At 62.2% G+C, this 18,362-nt stretch carries 17 protein-coding genes and 4 tRNA genes; 16 read left to right on the plus strand and 5 right to left on the minus strand.

The window, feature by feature from the left end; genetic code table 11:
• Nucleotides 1–2 precede the first annotated feature (2 nt).
• Entirely contained in the window at nucleotides 3–368 is a 366-nt protein-coding gene (locus tag DCY11_RS15795; protein ID WP_208430477.1) for a cupin domain-containing protein, read from the plus strand.
• Between the two features lie 98 nt (nucleotides 369–466).
• On the opposite strand, the gene DCY11_RS14150 is transcribed toward DCY11_RS15795, so the two are convergent.
• From DCY11_RS14150 to DCY11_RS14165, 4 genes are all read right to left on the minus strand, one after another.
• Nucleotides 467–542: transfer RNA gene (locus tag DCY11_RS14150), tRNA-Thr, on the minus strand.
• A 93-nt stretch (nucleotides 543–635) separates the two neighbouring features.
• Complete coding sequence (locus DCY11_RS14155; protein WP_159080046.1) at nucleotides 636–1,364, minus strand: hypothetical protein; 729 nt, start codon at nucleotides 1,362–1,364, stop codon at nucleotides 636–638.
• Between the two features lie 467 nt (nucleotides 1,365–1,831).
• The gene (locus DCY11_RS14160; RefSeq protein WP_069444888.1) at nucleotides 1,832–2,242 is read right to left on the minus strand and encodes a phage holin family protein; all 411 of its coding nucleotides are present in this window, start codon (nucleotides 2,240–2,242) and stop codon (nucleotides 1,832–1,834) included.
• Between the two features lie 23 nt (nucleotides 2,243–2,265).
• A complete protein-coding gene (locus DCY11_RS14165; RefSeq protein WP_108683427.1) occupies nucleotides 2,266–2,505 on the minus strand; it encodes a DUF883 family protein in 240 nt (79 codons plus the stop codon).
• Between the two features lie 226 nt (nucleotides 2,506–2,731).
• Between DCY11_RS14165 and DCY11_RS14170 the strand changes: the two genes are divergently transcribed.
• Together DCY11_RS14170 and DCY11_RS14175 are read left to right on the plus strand one after the other, a co-directional pair.
• Nucleotides 2,732–3,034: a hypothetical protein gene (locus DCY11_RS14170; RefSeq protein WP_159080047.1), complete on the plus strand. Its 303-nt coding sequence runs from the start codon at nucleotides 2,732–2,734 to the stop codon at nucleotides 3,032–3,034.
• A gap of 236 nt (nucleotides 3,035–3,270) precedes the next feature.
• A complete protein-coding gene (locus tag DCY11_RS14175; RefSeq protein ID WP_108683429.1) occupies nucleotides 3,271–3,684 on the plus strand; it encodes a hypothetical protein in 414 nt (137 codons plus the stop codon).
• An 88-nt stretch (nucleotides 3,685–3,772) separates the two neighbouring features.
• Here DCY11_RS14175 and rlmB read toward each other — a convergent pair whose 3' ends face one another.
• Entirely contained in the window at nucleotides 3,773–4,471 is a 699-nt protein-coding gene (rlmB, locus tag DCY11_RS14180; RefSeq protein WP_245409384.1) for a 23S rRNA (guanosine(2251)-2'-O)-methyltransferase RlmB, read from the minus strand.
• A 303-nt stretch (nucleotides 4,472–4,774) separates the two neighbouring features.
• Between rlmB and DCY11_RS14185 the strand changes: the two genes are divergently transcribed.
• From DCY11_RS14185 to rpsG, 13 genes are all read left to right on the plus strand, one after another.
• Nucleotides 4,775–4,859, plus strand: a tRNA-Tyr gene (locus tag DCY11_RS14185).
• 29 nt (nucleotides 4,860–4,888) lie between these two features.
• Nucleotides 4,889–4,962 (plus strand) — tRNA-Gly (locus DCY11_RS14190).
• Nucleotides 4,963–5,025: 63 nt separating this feature from the next.
• A tRNA-Trp gene (locus DCY11_RS14195) sits at nucleotides 5,026–5,102 on the plus strand.
• A 96-nt stretch (nucleotides 5,103–5,198) separates the two neighbouring features.
• Nucleotides 5,199–5,399, plus strand: coding sequence for a preprotein translocase subunit SecE (gene secE, locus DCY11_RS14200; protein ID WP_069444884.1), 201 nt, complete (start codon nucleotides 5,199–5,201; stop codon nucleotides 5,397–5,399).
• 20 nt (nucleotides 5,400–5,419) lie between these two features.
• Nucleotides 5,420–5,950 (plus strand): transcription termination/antitermination protein NusG, encoded by a 531-nt coding sequence (gene nusG, locus DCY11_RS14205; RefSeq protein ID WP_069444883.1) that lies wholly within the window; start codon nucleotides 5,420–5,422, stop codon nucleotides 5,948–5,950.
• A gap of 52 nt (nucleotides 5,951–6,002) precedes the next feature.
• The gene (rplK, locus tag DCY11_RS14210) at nucleotides 6,003–6,431 is read left to right on the plus strand and encodes a 50S ribosomal protein L11 (RefSeq protein WP_069444882.1); all 429 of its coding nucleotides are present in this window, start codon (nucleotides 6,003–6,005) and stop codon (nucleotides 6,429–6,431) included.
• Between the two features lie 5 nt (nucleotides 6,432–6,436).
• The gene (gene rplA, locus DCY11_RS14215; protein ID WP_108683431.1) at nucleotides 6,437–7,135 is read left to right on the plus strand and encodes a 50S ribosomal protein L1; all 699 of its coding nucleotides are present in this window, start codon (nucleotides 6,437–6,439) and stop codon (nucleotides 7,133–7,135) included.
• A gap of 359 nt (nucleotides 7,136–7,494) precedes the next feature.
• Complete coding sequence (gene rplJ / locus DCY11_RS14220) at nucleotides 7,495–8,010, plus strand: 50S ribosomal protein L10 (RefSeq protein WP_108683432.1); 516 nt, start codon at nucleotides 7,495–7,497, stop codon at nucleotides 8,008–8,010.
• Between the two features lie 53 nt (nucleotides 8,011–8,063).
• Nucleotides 8,064–8,444, plus strand: a complete 381-nt coding sequence (gene rplL / locus DCY11_RS14225; RefSeq protein WP_108683433.1) for a 50S ribosomal protein L7/L12 — start codon at nucleotides 8,064–8,066, stop codon at nucleotides 8,442–8,444.
• Between the two features lie 165 nt (nucleotides 8,445–8,609).
• A complete protein-coding gene (rpoB, locus tag DCY11_RS14230; protein ID WP_108683434.1) occupies nucleotides 8,610–12,740 on the plus strand; it encodes a DNA-directed RNA polymerase subunit beta in 4,131 nt (1,376 codons plus the stop codon).
• Nucleotides 12,741–12,821: 81 nt separating this feature from the next.
• Complete coding sequence (gene rpoC, locus DCY11_RS14235) at nucleotides 12,822–17,069, plus strand: DNA-directed RNA polymerase subunit beta' (RefSeq protein WP_108683435.1); 4,248 nt, start codon at nucleotides 12,822–12,824, stop codon at nucleotides 17,067–17,069.
• A gap of 403 nt (nucleotides 17,070–17,472) precedes the next feature.
• Nucleotides 17,473–17,844, plus strand: a complete 372-nt coding sequence (rpsL, locus tag DCY11_RS14240) for a 30S ribosomal protein S12 (RefSeq protein WP_045367566.1) — start codon at nucleotides 17,473–17,475, stop codon at nucleotides 17,842–17,844.
• 41 nt (nucleotides 17,845–17,885) lie between these two features.
• On the plus strand, nucleotides 17,886–18,356 hold the full coding sequence (gene rpsG / locus DCY11_RS14245) for a 30S ribosomal protein S7 (RefSeq protein WP_069438067.1): 471 nt from the start codon (nucleotides 17,886–17,888) through the stop codon (nucleotides 18,354–18,356).
• Nucleotides 18,357–18,362 lie beyond the last annotated feature (6 nt).

Here is an 18,362-nt window from a genome sequence, read left to right on the forward strand (position 1 = left end):
CCATGCCCGAACTTTTGACGCCACTAACAGTTCCCAATCTTTTGGACTATGTGCGCGGCTTACAAGAGAGCGATTGGCAGGCCTTCCATCCAGGCGTCACGGCCCATTGGTTCTACAAGGAGCCCGATGGCGGTGCCGCTGCCGTGTTGCTGCGCTATGAGCCGGGATCTCGCGTCGCCGAGCACGAGCATGTCGGCTACGAGCACATGCTCGTTTTGGAAGGCGACGAGTACGACGAGGCCGGGACGTATCCGGCCGGCAGCTTCGTCATCCATCCGCCCGGCACGCGCCATTCGCCCGGCAGCCATGGCGGCTGCGTGGCGCTCTTGATTTACGAGAAAGCGGTTCGCTTCGTGGACGCGAAGTAGGGGTGCGCCTGCGCTTGCTGCTTACGGGGTTGGATCGCGATGGATGAGTGGTCGGCTCTCGCCGCAAAAGCACGAACGCGGGTGATGTTGGTGCGTAGTGGTGCCGGCTGCAGGAGTCGAACCCGCGACCTACTGATTACAAATCAGCCGCTCTACCAACTGAGCTAAGCCGGCATTCTCTACGATGGTTTGCGCTTCTAGCGCCTAACCTAGCGCATCTTCAAGTCTGAAGCGTGGGCGGCGGCGTGGTTGTCACCGGGTCGCACTCTAGAAAGTGCTGAACCGATACGAGACGTTGCCGAAAACGCCGAAGCGCTCGGACGTGAAATCCTCGAGGTCGACCTCGGTGCGGCTCTCGATGAATTCGCTGATCCCCCCAGTCTCTGCGTACCAGTAGCGCACGCCTGCGCCGACGGTCCAGTTGTCGTCCACGTCGATTTTCAGTTCGCCCTCGAGTTGGTACCCCCAGCCCGTGCCGCTGTCCTCGATATTGGGCGTGGGTCCCAGATCCGAGCGCAGGTAGTGGCTGTCATCGTTGAGGAGATAGGCCGCCGGCAAGATCGCCGCGTCCCCGCGGAAGGTCACGCGGTCGAACAGGCGTGCGGTGACCTCGGTGCCGAGCCGCAAGGACGACCACATCGACTTGTTGTTGATGACCTTCGTGCCGAATGGGACGGCCGTCGAACCCGGCGGCCCGCAGAAGGCGCCACCGACCTGATCCTTGTTGCAGCGGGCGCCATAGGCGTCGATCGATTCCTGCCAATAGTTGAAGCCGACAAAGGGGCTGATGACGAGGTTGCCGCCGTAGCCGACTTCGAAGTCCTGACCGACGTCCAGGGTGACGTAGACCGACCCCTCGCCGTCGATCTCGCTATAGGTGTCGGAGAACTTCACCTGGCCCGCGAAGAAGTCCTCGTCGTCGAGGCTGCCGCCGCCGAGCCAGCCGCCGCCGACAAAGCCCTTGAAGAATGTGTCCGTCTCGTTGCGGACGGACATGAAGAACTCGAGCGAGTTCCCGGTCACGCCGTCATAAGTGAGTGTGGACGTCGGGCTGCCGTAGAGCGTCGGGTCGAGCCGAGACGAGTTGATGTCGAAGCGAGTCGAGCCCTCGCTCCACCAGTAGCGCGTGCCGACTTCCCATTGAGGGCGCGGATTGGCGTTCGGGGCAGGGGAATGGCGTAGGGGCGGGGGACATCCACGGCGTTCTGCAGGGGGCCGTATTTTTCTACGACCGCTTGCGCAGATGCCGCGTCTGCCATGCAGGCCGAAGCCAGCAGCGCCAGACCCAAGCTCCTAAGCTGCATGATTGTGCCTCGCCCCTTGCTGGATACCGTTTTGCTTATCCAGAAGGTGCAATGCGCATGGTTAAGAGAGGCTTAAGGAGCGTTCCGGAATGGGACGATCAGGCCGCGGCAGAGAGGGCCGTCGCGGCGCATCGGCGAGCTCGGATTGCGTGTTGACGGTTAGCGGCGGCGGCTCATGAGCAGGCCGGCGGCGAAGGCTCCGACCAGCAGCGTCAGCGGTCCCACCTGGTTCATAGCCTTGTTGATGCTCTGGTCGACCATGGCCAGGCCTTCGGCCGGCGCATTCACGAGGTTCGGCTGCTTGGGTTGCGGCTTATGGAGCCCGATTAGCAACAGCACAACGCCGATCGCCGCGAGGATCCCGGCAATCAGACCGGCCGCTGCGAGCGGGGTGAAGTCGTACACGAGCAGGGCCTGATAGCCCGTGGCCAGGCCGAAGCCGACCGCAAAGAGAAGGACCACGATTGCGGCCACGACGATCACGGCCCGTCGCAGGGACTGTTCGACCGATTGCTTGATCCGGGCGCCGGCCTGCAGCGAGGAGACCAGTGAAAGCGCGAGCCGCAACATGGAACCTCTCCTAGTCTAGTCGTCTAGCGGCGGGTCAGGATGCCGATGAGCAGACCGAGTCCCACCGCGATCGCGATCGCCTGCAGCGGGTTCTGCTTGATGGCTTCCTCGGCACTTTCCTTCGTCTCGAACGCCTTGTCTTGCGCGCGGTGCATGCCCTTTTCGGCGATGCGCCCCATGGTGGCGCTGATGTTCTGCATCTCGGCCTTGATGGCCTCAATCTGAGCGGCAAGCTCGTCGGTCTCGGATTTCTGGGTCGCCATGTGGGAATACTCCTTCGAAAGCTTCTGACTTACGATGTGGTCGCGTGGAGGTCACGCGCGGCGCGGGGGGCCGTGTACGGTTCAACGGGTATAACATGCCCAGACATTTCTTGCGTGACTGTTGCGCAATCGGCGCACTCCCTTGATTGCCCGCACCTTTCGCTTCGTTTAGAGTCCGAACGCTTAACGGGGGTGCCGCAAAGGGGCGCGAAGAGGGATGACAAGCATGGCCGGCTTTCGATTGGGGTTCGCGTTTGCGTTTGGCGCAGGCCTCGTGCTCGCCCTTGCGGCTGTCCCGAGCGGCCCGGCGCGCGCCGGCGAGCAGGCCGAGATCGTGACGAGCCGCGGGCTGATCGGCTTCGGCCATATGAAGCGGGTCACGGAAGCCCATTGCCTCGACCGGAACTATTGGTGGTTCTACCGCCCGTACACAACGGCCGGCGAGGATTTCCCGCGCTGCGAGCCCTATTTCCACTATTCCGATGGTGGTGGGTCGGGGAACGCCTGGGTCGATCGCGCGATGAAGTAGAGCCCGCCACGCGAGGCTCTCAAGACTTTCTGCGTATTTCCAGAAGAACTTCTTTCTCACTGCAATGTTGTGCCGTTTTGGGGCAGTCGTTAAGCCTGTCTCAATGCTTTTTCTTGCGTTAACTTCATCGCATTAACTTTAGCGATACTTGGCTCCGCTAGTCTCGGTTTTGTCAGTCGCGCCGCCTCTGGGAGGCCAGGGTGGCTGCTCTGTAAGTTCCCGAGTGGAGTTCCAAGATGAAGATCCTGATGACTGTTGTTGCCGCCGTGATCGTGGCGGCTGGCTTCAGCCTGATGTCCGCGCCTGAGGCAGAGGCCGGGTGTGGCGCCGCCTATGGGTGTGCCGCCCAAGTGCTCGTGCCGACGCCTCAGCCCATTCCGCTGCGCCGGCGCTGGCGCCGGCCGCGGGTTGCTGCCGCAGCCCCCTGTGTTTCGCCTTGTGTCGCGCGGCCCGCCGTGGTCGCCCCGGCAGCGCCTTGCGTCGCGCCCTGTGGCGTGCCGGCACCGCGCGCCTACTATTATCGGAACCCGAACTACTACGCCTATTACAAGCAGCCTGCCTATGCGGGTGGCTGCAACCTCGGTCCCGGCAATTGCTATTGGCGGCGGAACTGCTGGTACGACTCGTTCGGCCGCAGGTTCTGCGACTAGCCTATCTGAGCTTCCAGTGCGTACTGGTTGATTCCCGGACGTGAGGGGGAGGGTGCGGGAGCGCCGTCCCCCTCCCGTTCGTTTTCGTTCAGGCGGTTTTGACCCGCGCCCAGTGAAGGGCGATGGCCGCCGCGTTCGATACGTTGAGGCTTGCCAGCGCGCTGGCCGTCGAAATGCGGCAGAGCACATCGCAGCGCTCCCGCGTCAGCTGCCGCAAGCCCCGGCCTTCGGCCCCGAGGACAAGCGCGAGCGGGTTGGTGAGGGGCACGTCCTCGAGCGCCGTCTCGGCCTCTTCGGCCAAACCCAAACGACTCACGCCACGCTCGCCGAGCTCCGCCAAGCCTTCCGCGAGATTGCGGACCTGCACGATGGGAACGAGGTCCAGCGCGCCGCTCGCCGACTTCGCCAGCACGCCGCCGAGAGGAGGGCTGTGCCGCTGGGTCATAACGAGGCCCTTTGCACCGAAGGCAGCCGCCGACCGCAGCGCGGCCCCCACATTGTGGGGATCGGTGACCTGATCCAGCACCAGAATCGTTCCGGACAGATCCAGATCGTCCAGGTTGAGCGAATCGAGCGGTCCGGCCTCCAGCAGCACGCCTTGGTGGACCGTATCGGCGCCGAGCTGCCGGTCGAGGGCCTTTGGCAGTACGCGTTCCGGGTCCAGGCCGCGTTTGGCGATCAGGGGCGCAAGCTTGTGGGCGGCGTTCTCCGTCGCCTGGATGGCGTAGACGGGGCGCCGATCGTTGGCGAGGGCGGCCTCCACCGCATGAATGCCGAAGAGTTGCACCCGATCGGAATCGGTATTCTTTGCCGGTTTTCGGGAGCGGTGTCCGCCGCCGCGGCCTACGGATTTGGAATGCCTTGCTTTTTGCTGTGTCATAGAGAAAGTGCTTTTCACCGATAAAAGTGGCGGCCGGGTAGAGGCCTAGCATAAATCCCAAGGATTCCAGGCGCTCGCCCCTGATTTACAGTTGACAGGGACCGTCTGGCTACTCATAAACAGCGGCTATTGCGGACCCTGCCGGCCGACGGCGGGGTGTTTTTGCTTGGTTAAAATCACCAGTCATTCCATCTGACGCTCTTGACTTATGGAGGGGTGCCCGAGTGGCTAAAGGGGACGGGCTGTAAACCCGTTGGCTATGCCTACGTTGGTTCGAATCCAACCCCCTCCACCACCTCTCTGTGGAGCCAGAGGAAGACGGTCGCGGGTGTAGCTCAATGGTAGAGCAGCAGCCTTCCAAGCTGACGATGAGGGTTCGATTCCCTTCACCCGCTCCAGAGCTTAGGCTTCTAGCCTTTTGGTTTGATTAGTGAATTTGGTTTGAGGACGACGAGGACGATAGGAGTGTAGCTCAACTGGCTAGAGCACCGGTCTCCAAAACCGGGGGTTGGGGGTTCGAGTCCCTCCACTCCTGCCACGACGCGGAGGCACGGGTTGGCGGTGACGGCCAAGGGCGCACGGTCCGGAGTTTAAGGAAAGCCGGGACAAGCGGTTCCCGAGAGATAAGAACGAGATGGCGAGAACGAATCCGTTTGAGTTTCTGCAGCAGGTGCGCACCGAGGTGTCGAAAGTCACCTGGCCGACGCGGCGTGAGACGATCATCACCACGATCATGGTCGTCGTCATGTCGATCATCGCCGCGCTCTTCTTCCTCGGTGTGGACTGGGTGCTCGGCACGGTCGTCCAGCTCATTCTCGGCATTAGATTTTTCTAGGAGGTCGAAGCTTTAGTCCGATGGCTATGCGCTGGTATATCGTCCACGCCTACTCGAACTTCGAGCGGAAGGTCGCCGAATCCATCAAGGAGCGGGCCGAGTCCGCCGGACTCGGCGAGCAGTTCGAGGAAGTGCTTGTCCCCATGGAAGAAGTCGTGGAGATGCGGCGCGGCCGGAAAGTGGCGTCGGAGCGCAAGTTCTTTCCGGGCTATGTGCTGGTGAAGATGGAGCTCAGCGACGAGACCTACCATCTGATCAAGGACACGCCGAAGGTGACCGGCTTTCTGGGCACGGACAACAAGCCCATTCCGATCACCGAGGAGGAGGCGGGCCGCATCCTCCAGCAGGTTCAGGAAGGTGTCGAGCGGCCGAAGCCGTCCGTGACCTTCGAGATCGGGGAGCAGGTGCGCGTGGCCGATGGCCCGTTCGCATCCTTCAACGGTCTCGTGGAAGAAGTCGACGAAGAGCGGGCGCGGCTCAAAGTGGCAGTTTCGATTTTCGGCCGGGCGACGCCCGTCGAGCTCGAATACGCGCAGGTGGAAAAACTCTAACGAGCGCGCTGATTTTCAAGCGCGCGAGACATGAAACGCAGGACGTACTGGGATGGCGAAGAAGATTGACGGTTACATCAAGCTGCAGGTGCCGGCAGGGCAGGCGAATCCTTCGCCGCCGATCGGTCCGGCGCTCGGTCAGCGTGGCGTGAACATTCAGGAGTTCTGCAAAGCCTTCAATGCGGCGACGCAGAAGGTGGAGCCGGGCTCTCCGATCCCGACCGTGATTACGGTCTACGCGGATCGGTCGTTCTCGTTCGAGACGAAGACGCCGCCGGCCTCGTACCTGCTGAAGAAGGCGGCGAAGGCCAAGAGCGGCTCCAAGGAGCCTGGACGCACGGTCGCCGGTAAGGTCACGCAGGATCAGCTGCGCGAAATCGCCGAGGCGAAGATGCAGGATTTGAATGCCAATTCCGTCGAACAAGCGATGAAGATCATCGCCGGCTCCGCCCGTTCGATGGGTCTTGAGGTTCAGGAGTAGAGACGATGAGCAAGCCCGGGAAGAGGTTTCGTGCAGCGGTCGAGACGGTCGACAACGACAAGTTCTACGGTGTCGAAGAGGCTGTGAAGGTGCTCAAGGGCGCCGCGAAGGCCAAGTTCGACGAGACGATCGAGGTCGCGATGAATCTCGGTGTCGATCCGCGCCATGCGGACCAGATGGTGCGTGGCGTTTGCCAGTTGCCGCACGGTTCGGGGCGTACGCTTCGCGTCGGCGTGTTCGCCAAGGGCGACAAGGCCGAGGAAGCCAAGAAGGCTGGCGCCGAGGTTGTCGGCGCCGAGGATCTGGTGGAGCAGGTTCAGAAGGGCACGATCGACTTCGATCGCTGCATTGCGACGCCCGACATGATGCCGCTCGTTGGCCGTCTCGGTAAGGTTCTCGGGCCCCGCGGCCTGATGCCGAACCCGAAGGTCGGTACCGTGACCACCGATGTCGCCGAAGCCGTCAAGGCTGCCAAGGGCGGCGCCGTGGAGTTCCGCGTCGAGAAGGCCGGCGTCATTCACGCCGGCGTCGGCAAGGCGAGCTTCACCGAAGAGGCGCTGATCGACAATATTCGCGCTTTCGCCGAGGCGGTGATCAAGGCCAAGCCCTCGGGCGCAAAGGGCACGTTTTTGAAGAAGATTGCCGTGACCTCGACGATGGGTCCCGGCATCAAGATCGAGCCCGCCAGCGTCGGCGGCGCTTAGTCGATAGAGTTTCGGGGCTTTTGGTCCCGAAGGGCCGTCCGGTTCGCCGAGCGGCCCAAACCTGTCCGAGATTGCAGGTGTGGGAAACCGCTTAAGCCTTTAGGGCCTGCATGAGACGGGAGACAAACGGTTCGAAGGGATGTGGCTTTTGTCCGAAAGGGCGCTGGCGCATCCGGAAGATCGGTTGAACCTCGTATGTGGCTCACGTGCGTTTTTGCGCGGACGAGCGGGACAGGCAACAGAGTGCCGCGAAGGCTCGCGGGACGGCGTCGATGCCTCCCCCGAAAGTTTCGCGGCTCAGTGTGGCCTAAGCCCGCACCGGCTCAACGCCTTCGCGGGTTTGAAAGAACGGAGTGAGCATGGAAAGAGCTGAAAAGCGCGAAGTTGTATCGGCGCTTAGCGATGTCTTCGCCAATACCGGCGTGGTCGTCGTGGCTCACTACGCGGGTCTTTCGGTGTCCGATATGACCAAGCTGCGCAGCGACATGAGAGAAGCTGGCGGCTCGGTCAAGGTGGCGAAGAATAGGCTCGTGAAGCTCGCGCTGGATGGAACCGACGCCCAGGGAATTTCGGATCTCATGACGGGGCCCACGTGCCTCGCCTATTCCGACGATCCCGTCACGGCGCCGAAGGTGGCCGTCAAATTCGCCAAGGGGAACGACAAGTTCGTGATCCTCGGCGGTGCGATGGGCGCCACGGTTCTCGATGCCAAGGGGGTGGGTTCGCTTGCCGAACTGCCTTCGCTCGATGAACTGCGTGGAAAGCTGGTTGGTCTGCTTCAGGCACCGGCGGGCAAGATTGCCCGGACGGTCAGCGCACCGGCCTCTCAGCTTGCGCGGGTCTTCAGTGCATATGGCTCGAAGGACGCAGCGTAGGCCTTTGACGACATACATCGAAACACAAGAGTTGAACGTACGAGGATAAGACAATGGCAGATCTTCAGAAAATTGCAGACGATCTTTCGGGCCTGACGGTGCTCGAGGCGGCCGAACTGGCCAAGATCCTTGAGGAGAAGTGGGGCGTATCCGCTGCAGCTCCGGTTGCCGTGGCGGCTGTCGCCGGCGGCGCGGGTGGCGATGCGGCCGCAGCCGAGGAGAAGGACGAGTTCGACGTCATTCTGACCGGAGCTGGCGACAAGAAAATCAACGTCATCAAGGAAGTGCGTGCGATCACCAGCCTCGGCCTGAAGGAGGCCAAGGACCTGGTCGAGGGTGCGCCGAAGCCGGTCAAGGAAGGCGTTGCCAAGGACGAGGCCGAGAAGATCAAGAAGCAGCTTGAGGACGCCGGCGCGTCTGTCGAGCTCAAGTAGGCTTGAGTTAAAGACTTGGGTTGAAGGAGGCCCGGACCGTCCCCATATGAGGGGGTCGGCCCGGGCCCCTAACCCATCCATATTCGTGTGACGTGACGGTTCCCCTGAGTTTCCGCCAAGGCGGGAGTTTAGGAGAGCGGTCGCGGCGAGCTTTGAGAGGACCACATGGCGCAAACGAACGGTCACAAGCGATATCGGAAATTTTTTGGCCACATCACCGAAGTGGCCGAGATGCCGAACCTCATCGAGGTTCAGAAACAGTCCTATGATCAATTCCTCATGGTGGACGAGCCGGAAGGCGGCCGCGAGGACGAGGGGCTGCAGTCCGTATTTCGTTCTGTGTTTCCGATCAAGGACTTCGGCGAGCGTGCTCAGCTTGAGTTCGTGCGTTATGCATTCGAAGCGCCCAAATACGACGTGGACGAGTGCCAGCAGCGCGACATGACCTTCGCGGCGCCGCTGAAGGTCACCTTGCGTCTCATCGTGTTCGATGTGAACGAGGAGACCGGCGCGCGCTCCGTCAAGGACATCAAGGAGCAGGACGTCTATATGGGCGATATGCCGCTGATGACCTCGAACGGTACGTTCGTCATCAACGGCACCGAGCGCGTGATCGTCTCGCAGATGCACCGTTCGCCGGGTGTGTTCTTCGACCACGACCGCGGCAAGACGCACTCCTCGGGCAAGCTGCTGTTCGCGGCGCGTATCATTCCCTATCGCGGCTCCTGGCTCGACTTCGAGTTCGACGCCAAGGACATTGTCTATGTCCGTATCGACCGCCGCCGGAAGCTTCCGGTGACGACGCTGCTCTACGCGCTCGGGCTCGACGACGAGGAAATCCTTTCGACCTTCTACGACCGCATCACGCTGAAGGCGGCCAAAGACGGCTGGAAGATGCCGTTCAATGCGGATCGTATGCGCGGCATCAAGCCGACGACGGACCTCATCGACGCCAAGACCGGCAAGGTGGCCATCGAGGCCGGCCGCAAGATCACGGCGCGCCTGGCGCGGAAGCTCTCCGAGGAAGGCCTGAAAGAGCTGCTCGTCAGCGACGAGGACCTCTATGGCCGCTATCTGGCCGAAGACATCCTCAACCTGGAATCGGGCGAGATCTACGGTGAGGCCGGTGAGGAGATCGACGAGAAGCTGCTGGAGACCCTGAAGGAGCTGAAGCTCAAGGAGATCCCGGTTCTCGACATCGACCACGTCAACGTGGGCGCGTTCATCCGCAACACGTTGGCGATCGACAAGAATTCGAACACGGACGAGGCGCTGCTCGACATCTACCGCGTCATGCGTCCGGGCGAGCCTCCGACGCCGGAAGCCGCGCAGACCCTGTTCAACGGCATCTTTTTCGACGCCGAGCGCTACGACCTGTCGTCCGTCGGCCGTGTGAAGATGAACATGCGCCTCGACCTCGATGCGCCGGACACCATGCGCACGCTGCGCAAGGAGGACATCCTCGCGGTCATCAAGACCCTGGTCGGCCTGCGGGACGGCAAGGGCGAAATCGACGACATCGATCATCTCGGCAACCGGCGCGTGCGCTCGGTGGGTGAGCTGATGGAGAACCAGTACCGTGTCGGCCTGCTGCGCATGGAGCGTGCCATCAAGGAGCGCATGAGCTCTGTCGACATCGATACCGTGATGCCGCAGGACCTCATCAACGCGAAGCCGGCCGCCGCCGCTGTGCGCGAGTTCTTCGGGTCCTCGCAGCTGTCGCAGTTCATGGACCAGACCAACCCGCTATCGGAGATCACCCACAAGCGGCGCCTGTCGGCGCTTGGCCCGGGCGGTCTTACCCGGGAAAGGGCCGGTTTCGAGGTGCGCGACGTGCACCCGACCCATTACGGCCGCATCTGTCCGATTGAGACGCCGGAAGGTCCGAATATTGGTCTCATCAATTCGCTCGCTACCTTCGCGCGGGTGAACAAGTACGGCTTCATCGAGAGCCCGTACCGGCGCGTGGTGAAGAGCAAGGTGACCGACGAGGTGGTCTATCTCTCCGCCATGGAAGAGGCGCGTTACATCATCGCCCAGGCCAACGCGGCGCTGAAGGATGATGGCAGCTTCGTCGAAGATCTCGTCGTCTGCCGTCACGCGGGTGACGTGGAGCTGTATCCGCAGGAGCGGGTCGATCTCATCGACGTGTCGCCCAAGCAGCTCGTGTCCGTCGCCGCGGCGCTCATTCCGTTCCTCGAGAACGACGACGCCAACCGCGCGCTGATGGGTTCGAACATGCAGCGTCAGGCCGTGCCGTTGCTCATGGCGGAAGCTCCGCTCGTGGGAACGGGCATGGAGTCCGTGGTGGCGCGGGATTCTGGCGCCGCGATCAGCGCGCGCCGGACCGGTGTGGTCGATCAGGTGGATGCCACCCGTATCGTCATCCGTGCGACGGAAGAGACGGATCCGTCGAAGTCGGGCGTCGACATCTATAATCTGCGCAAGTTCCAGCGTTCGAACCAGAACACCTGCATCAACCAGCGGCCGCTGGTGCGTGTGGGCGATGCCATCCAGGCCGGCGAGATCATCGCCGACGGCCCGTCGACCGACCTTGGCGAGCTTGCGCTCGGCAAGAACGTGCTCGTCGCCTTCATGCCGTGGATGGGCTACAACTTCGAGGACTCCATCCTCATCTCCGAGCGCGTTGTGCGCGATGACGTCTTCACCTCGATCCACATCGAGGAGTTCGAGGTCATGGCGCGCGATACCAAGCTCGGACCGGAGGAAATCACGCGTGATATTCCGAACGTCTCCGAAGAGGCTCTGAAGAATCTCGACGAGGCGGGTATCGTTTATATCGGCGCCGAGGTTCAGCCGGGCGACATCCTGGTCGGCAAGATCACGCCGAAGGGCGAGAGCCCCATGACGCCGGAAGAAAAGCTTCTGCGCGCCATCTTCGGTGAGAAGGCGTCCGACGTTCGCGATACGTCGCTGAAGTTGCCGCCGGGCGTCGCCGGCACGGTCGTCGAGGTCCGGGTGTTCAACCGCCACGGGATCGAGAAAGACGAGCGCGCCATGGCGATCGAGCGCGAGGAGATCGAGCGTCTCGCCAAGGACCGCGACGACGAAATGGCGATCCTGGACCGCAACGTGTTTGCCCGTCTGCGTGACGTGCTGCTGCACAAGGTTGCCGCGAAGGGTCCGAAGTCGGTCAAGAAGGACGCCAAGATCACCGAGGCCATGCTCGACGAGATGCCCCGCAGCCAGTGGTGGGAGATCGCGCTCAAGAACGAGAAGGCCATGAGCGAGGTCGAAGCCATCGGCCGGCAGTACGACGACGCCAAGAAGCGGCTCGAGCAGCGCTTCGTGGACAAGGTCGACAAGCTGCAGCGCGGCGACGAGCTGCCGCCTGGTGTCATGAAGATGGTCAAGGTCTTCGTGGCCGTGAAGCGGAAGATCCAGCCGGGCGACAAGATGGCCGGCCGTCACGGCAACAAGGGCGTGATCTCTCAGATCGTCCCGGTCGAGGATATGCCTTATCTCGAGGACGGCCAGGCGGTCGACATCGTGCTGAACCCGCTCGGCGTGCCGAGCCGCATGAATGTCGGTCAGATTCTGGAAACCCATCTCGGCTGGGCGTGCCGCGGTCTTGGCAAGAAGATCGGCGAGGCGCTCGAGGAGTACCACGAGAGCAACAAGACGAAGCCGGTCAAGGATCTGCTCAAGACGATCTACGGCTCGGACAAAGCTGTCGCGGCCCTGGCCGACGATAAGCTGATCGAAGTGGGTCAGGACCTCACCCGCGGCGTTCCGGTTGCGACACCCGTGTTCGACGGGGCGCACGAGGCGGATGTTTCGGACCTGCTCGAAGTAGCCGGTTACGATCCGTCCGGTCAGGTCACGTTGTATGACGGCCGTTCCGGCGAGCCGTTCGAGCGTAAGGTGACGGTGGGCTACATCTATATGCTGAAGCTGCATCACTTGGTGGACGACAAGATCCACGCCCGTTCGATCGGCCCGTACAGCCTGGTCACCCAGCAGCCGCTGGGCGGTAAGGCGCAGTTCGGCGGTCAGCGCTTCGGTGAAATGGAGGTGTGGGCGCTCGAGGCTTACGGCGCCGCATACACGCTCCAGGAAATGTTGACCGTGAAGTCGGACGACGTCGCTGGCCGTACCAAGGTCTACGAGGCGATCGTCCGCGGCGACGACACGTTCGAGGCCGGTATCCCCGAGTCGTTCAACGTGCTCGTCAAGGAAATGCGTGCATTGGGACTGAATGTCGAACTGGTGCAGCCGAAGCCGGATGAAGTGCAGCCGCATGCGATGCAGCTGCCGAAGCCGGCGGCGGAGTAAGCGTTAAGCCCGGACGCTTCGTTACACACCAGTTGAAGACAACCGAAGGGCGGCGGCCCCGCCCATTTGGAGACAAGCAGAATGAACCAAGATCTCGCGAACCTGTTCAACCCGCAGACTCCGCAGCAGAATTTCGATCAGATTCAGATCGGTATTGCGAGCCCGGAAAAGATCCTGTCGTGGTCGTTCGGGGAGATCAAAAAGCCTGAGACCATCAACTACCGGACGTTCAAGCCCGAGCGCGACGGACTGTTCTGCGCGCGCATTTTCGGCCCGGTGAAGGACTACGAGTGCTTGTGCGGCAAGTACAAGCGCATGAAGTACAAGGGCGTCATCTGCGAGAAGTGCGGCGTCGAGGTCACGCTGGCCAAGGTGCGCCGCGAGCGCATGGGCCATATCGAGCTCGCCGCGCCCGTCGCGCATATCTGGTTCCTGAAGTCGCTTCCGTCCCGGATCGGCCTTCTCCTGGATATGACGCTGAAGGATCTCGAGCGCGTCCTGTATTTCGAGAACTACATCGTGCTGGAGCCGGGGCTCACCTCGCTCAAGCCGCTGCAGCTTCTGTCCGAAGAAGAGTTCATGCAGGCGCAGGACGATTTCGGCGAGGACTCGTTCACGGCGGGTATCGGCGCCGAGGCGATCCGCGAACTCCTCAAGGGTCTCGACCTTGAGAAGATCGCGGCGGACCTGCGCGTGGAAATCGCCGAGGCGACCACAGAGCTGAAGCCGAAGAAGCTGGCCAAGCGCCTGAAGGTGGTCGAGGCCTTCATCCAGTCGGGCAACCGTCCCGAATGGATGATCCTGACTGTCGTTCCGGTCATTCCGCCGGAGCTGCGCCCGCTGGTGCCGCTCGACGGTGGCCGCTTCGCGACGTCGGACCTCAACGATCTGTACCGCCGCGTCATCAACCGTAACAACCGCCTGAAGCGGCTCATGGAGCTGCGCGCGCCGGACATCATCATCCGGAACGAAAAGCGTATGCTGCAGGAGGCCGTCGACGCTCTGTTCGACAATGGCCGCCGCGGCCGCGTCATCACCGGCGCCAACAAGCGTCCGCTGAAGTCGCTCGCCGATATGTTGAAGGGCAAGCAGGGCCGGTTCCGTCAGAACCTGCTCGGCAAGCGCGTCGACTATTCGGGCCGTTCGGTCATCGTGGTCGGTCCCGACCTGATGCTGCATCAGTGCGGTCTGCCGAAGAAGATGGCGCTCGAGCTGTTCAAGCCGTTCATCTACTCGCGGCTGGACGCGAAGGGCCATGCCTCGACCGTCAAGCAGGCGAAGAAGCTCGTCGAGAAGGAGAAGCCCGAGGTTTGGGACATCCTCGACGAGGTCATTCGCGAACATCCGGTCATGCTGAACCGCGCGCCGACGCTGCACCGGTTGGGCATTCAGGCGTTCGAGCCCAAGCTCATCGAAGGCAAGGCCATTCAGCTGCATCCGCTCGTCTGCGCGGCGTTCAACGCCGACTTCGACGGCGACCAAATGGCCGTGCACGTGCCGCTGTCGCTCGAAGCGCAGCTAGAAGCGCGTGTGCTGATGATGTCGACCAACAACATCCTGCACCCGGCCAACGGTTCGCCGATCATCGTGCCGTCCCAGGATATCGTGCTCGGCCTCTATTACCTGTCGCTGGTCATGGACAACGAGCCGGGTGAGGGGATGATCTTCGGCGACGTCGCCGAGATCCATCACGCGCTCGAGTCCGGCGCCGTGACGCTGCACGCCAAGGTCAAGGGCCGCTACATCACCAAGGACGAGGACGGCAACTGGGTCGCGTATATCTACGACACGACGCCGGGCCGCATGCTCCTTGGCGAGCTGTTGCCGCGCCGTGCGGAGGTCAGCTTCGACCTGGTCAACCAGCTCCTGACGAAGAAGGCGATCTCCAAGATGATCGACGTGGTCTACCGCCACTGCGGTCAGAAGGAGACGGTCATCTTCTGCGACAAGATCATGGGCCTCGGGTTCCGCTATGCGTGCCGCGCCGGCATCTCGTTCGGCAAGGACGACATGGTGATTCCGGAGACCAAGGACGACATCATCCACAAGACGACCGAACTCGTGCGCGAGTACGAGCAGCAGTACAATGACGGTCTGATCACCCGTGGCGAGAAGTACAACAAGGTGGTCGACACCTGGACCGAATGTACCGAACTCGTCGCGAAGGAAATGATGAAGCGCATTTCCTCGGTACAGATCGACGAGGAGACCGGCCGCGAGAAGCCGATCAACTCGATCTACATGATGTCGCATTCCGGTGCGCGTGGTTCGCCGGCGCAGATGAAGCAGCTTGCGGGTATGCGCGGTCTGATGACCAAGCCGTCGGGCGAGATCATCGAGACGCCGATCATTTCGAACTTCAAGGAAGGCCTGTCGGTGATGGAGTACTTCAACTCCACTCACGGTGCCCGTAAGGGCCTGGCCGATACCGCCTTGAAGACGGCGAACTCCGGTTACCTGACGCGTCGTCTCGTGGACGTGGCGCAGGACAGCATCGTCACCGAAGAGGATTGCGGTACCGAGGGCGGTATCACGGTTCGCGCCGTTCTCGATGCGGGCGAGGTCACCGTGTCGCTCGGCCAGCGCGTGCTGGGCCGTACGGCAGCCGATCCCGTCAAGGATCCGGCGACCGGCGATGTCATCGTCGCGCAAGGTCAGCTGATCGAGGAAGAGCACGTCGAGGCCATCGAAAATGCGCGGGTCCAGGAGATTCGCGTGCGCTCGGCCCTGACCTGTGAAACCCGGAACGGTATCTGCGCAAGCTGCTATGGGCGCGATTTGGCGCGCGGCACGCCCGTCAACATGGGCGAGGCCGTGGGTGTTATTGCGGCACAGTCGATCGGCGAGCCCGGAACGCAGCTCACCATGCGGACCTTCCACTTGGGCGGCGTGGCGAGTTCCAAGGTCGCGGACCAGTCTTCGCTGGAATCGGCCTTTGAGGGCACGGTGAAGATCAAGCAGCGCAACGTCGTTGAAGACTCCCAAGGGCGCCACATGGTCATGAGCCGGAACACGGCCATCGTGATCGTGGACGACGAGGGCAACGAGCTCGCGACCCATCGCCTGCCTTACGGTACGCATCTGCGTGTCGACGACGGCGACAAGGTCAAGCGCGGCGATCGTCTCGCCGAGTGGGATCCCTATACGCGTCCGGTTCTCACCGAGATCGAAGGCACGGTTGAATTTGAGGACCTGGTCGAGGGCGTCTCCGTGTCGGAGCAGCGCGATGAGTCGACGGGTATCACCAACAGTGTGATCATCGACTGGCGTGCGTCGCCCCGTGGCGCTGATCTTCGTCCGGCCATGGCAATCAAAGACAAGAAGGGCGAAATCGGGAAGCTTTCGCGTGGTGGTGAAGCCCGCTATCTGCTTCCGGTGGACGCGGTCTTGTCCGTGGAGCCGGGCAGCGAGGTGAAGGCCGGCGACGTGTTGGCCCGTATCCCGATGGAGAGCGCCAAGACCCGCGATATCACGGGTGGTCTGCCGCGTGTCGCCGAGCTGTTCGAGGCACGGCGTCCGAAGGATCATGCCATCATCGCCGAAGTCTCGGGTATCGTGCAGCTCGGCCGCGACTACAAGAACAAGCGGCGGATCAGCATCGTTCCCGATGAGGACGGCGCGGAACCCGTGGAGTTCTTGATCCCGAAGGGCCGGCATCTGACGGTGCAGGAGGGCGATCGGATTGAGAAGGGCGAGTACCTTCTCGACGGACATCCCGCGCCGCATGACATCCTGGCCATTAAGGGCGTCGAGGAGTTGGCCAACTATCTCGTGAACGAGATTCAGGAGGTCTACCGGCTCCAGGGCGTGACGATCAACGACAAGCATATCGAGGTGATCGTCAGCCAGATGCTCAAGAAGATCGAGGTCGACGATCCGGGCGATACCGAGTTCCTGAAGGGCGAGCAGGTGGACCGCATCGACTTCGAAGACGCCAACCTGGCGGCGGAAGAGGCGGGCGGCAAGAAGGCCGAAGGCCAGCACGTCCTGCTCGGCATCACGAAGGCGAGCCTTCAGACCCGGTCGTTCATTTCGGCGGCCTCCTTCCAGGAGACCACGCGCGTGCTTACCGATGCGGCGGTCAACGGAAAGAAGGACACCCTCGAAGGGCTCAAGGAGAATGTCATCGTGGGCCGGCTCATCCCGGCCGGTACGGGCGGCATGCTCTCCCGGCTCAATCGGATTGCCACGCATCGTGATGAACTGATTCTGGAAGAGCGCCAGCGCTCGGGCCAGGACGCTCTGGAACCGGTCGGCGAGGCCGTTCCGGAGGATGCAGTGGCCGAGGAAGCGGTGCCGGAAGACACCCCTGAGGGCCCGTCGGCCTAAGGCTTTGCAGAGATATAGGGGGCCAAGCGCCAAAACCGTGAAAAACGGAGCTTGGCCCCGATTTCAGGTAGTTGAACCCTTGACGTTTCGAGAAGTGGCCTGATACAACGCGGCCACATTTAGCGGCAGGCGGTAGCCCACCGAAAGGATGCCCTTTGGGGCGCGGGTTAGACGCTGCCGGACTAACCGGGATCATATCGGGGTCATGATCTTGGGGGTTTCCCCTCAAGATCCTCTGTTTTGAGCGCTGAAGAACGCGAGGGATGACTCGCAGCTTCAGTTCTTGTGTTTTGGGCCATCCGCCCAGGTTGTCGGGCGGTGTCGCCCATGTGGTTTTGGGCGCATCCGCCCATAGGTGAATGAGGCGGTTCGCCGTCGCAAACGATTGGACGCTAGGGCTGCTATGCCAACGATTCAGCAATTGATCCGGAAGCCGCGTAAGGCCCCGGTGAAGCGCAACAAAGTGCCGGCCATGCAGGCCTGCCCGCAGAAGCGGGGCGTTTGCACCCGCGTGTACACCACCACGCCGAAGAAGCCGAACTCGGCCCTCCGGAAGGTCGCGCGCGTGCGCCTGACCAACCAGCAGGAAGTGACGAGCTACATCCCGGGTGAGGGTCACAATCTTCAGGAGCACTCCGTGGTCATGATCCGCGGCGGTCGCGTGAAGGATCTTCCCGGTGTGCGCTACCACATCATTCGCGGCGTGCTTGACACGCAAGGCGTCAGCGCCCGCCGTCAGCGGCGCTCGAAATACGGAGCCAAGCGGCCCAAGTAGTGGGGCGCTTTTTTGGTCTTTAAGGAACGGATTGAAGCGATATGTCCAGGCGGCACAAAGCTGATAAGCGGGAGATCATTCCCGATCCCAAGTTTGGGGATCAGGTGCTCACCAAGTTCATGAATTCCATCATGCTGGACGGCAAGAAATCGGCCGCCGAGCGGATCGTCTATGGCGCGCTCGACCAGATGGAAGACAAGGTGAAGCAGAACCCGATCGAATTGTTTCATCAGGCGCTGCAGAACGTCATGCCGGCCATTGAGGTGCGCTCCCGCCGTGTGGGCGGTGCGACCTACCAGGTGCCGGTCGAAGTCCGTGTCGATCGCCGCCAAGCGCTGGCCATTCGCTGGATTATCTCCGCGGCGCGTGGGCGCAACGAGAACACGATGGTCGAGCGGCTGTCGGGTGAGCTTCTCGATGCCGTCAACAACCGCGGCTCGGCCGTGAAGAAGCGCGAGGACACGCACCGGATGGCCGAGGCCAACCGCGCCTTCTCGCACTATCGCTGGTAACCGGCT

Source organism: Methyloceanibacter sp. wino2, from assembly GCF_003071365.1.
In the GTDB taxonomy this organism is placed as follows: domain Bacteria; phylum Pseudomonadota; class Alphaproteobacteria; order Rhizobiales; family Methyloligellaceae; genus Methyloceanibacter.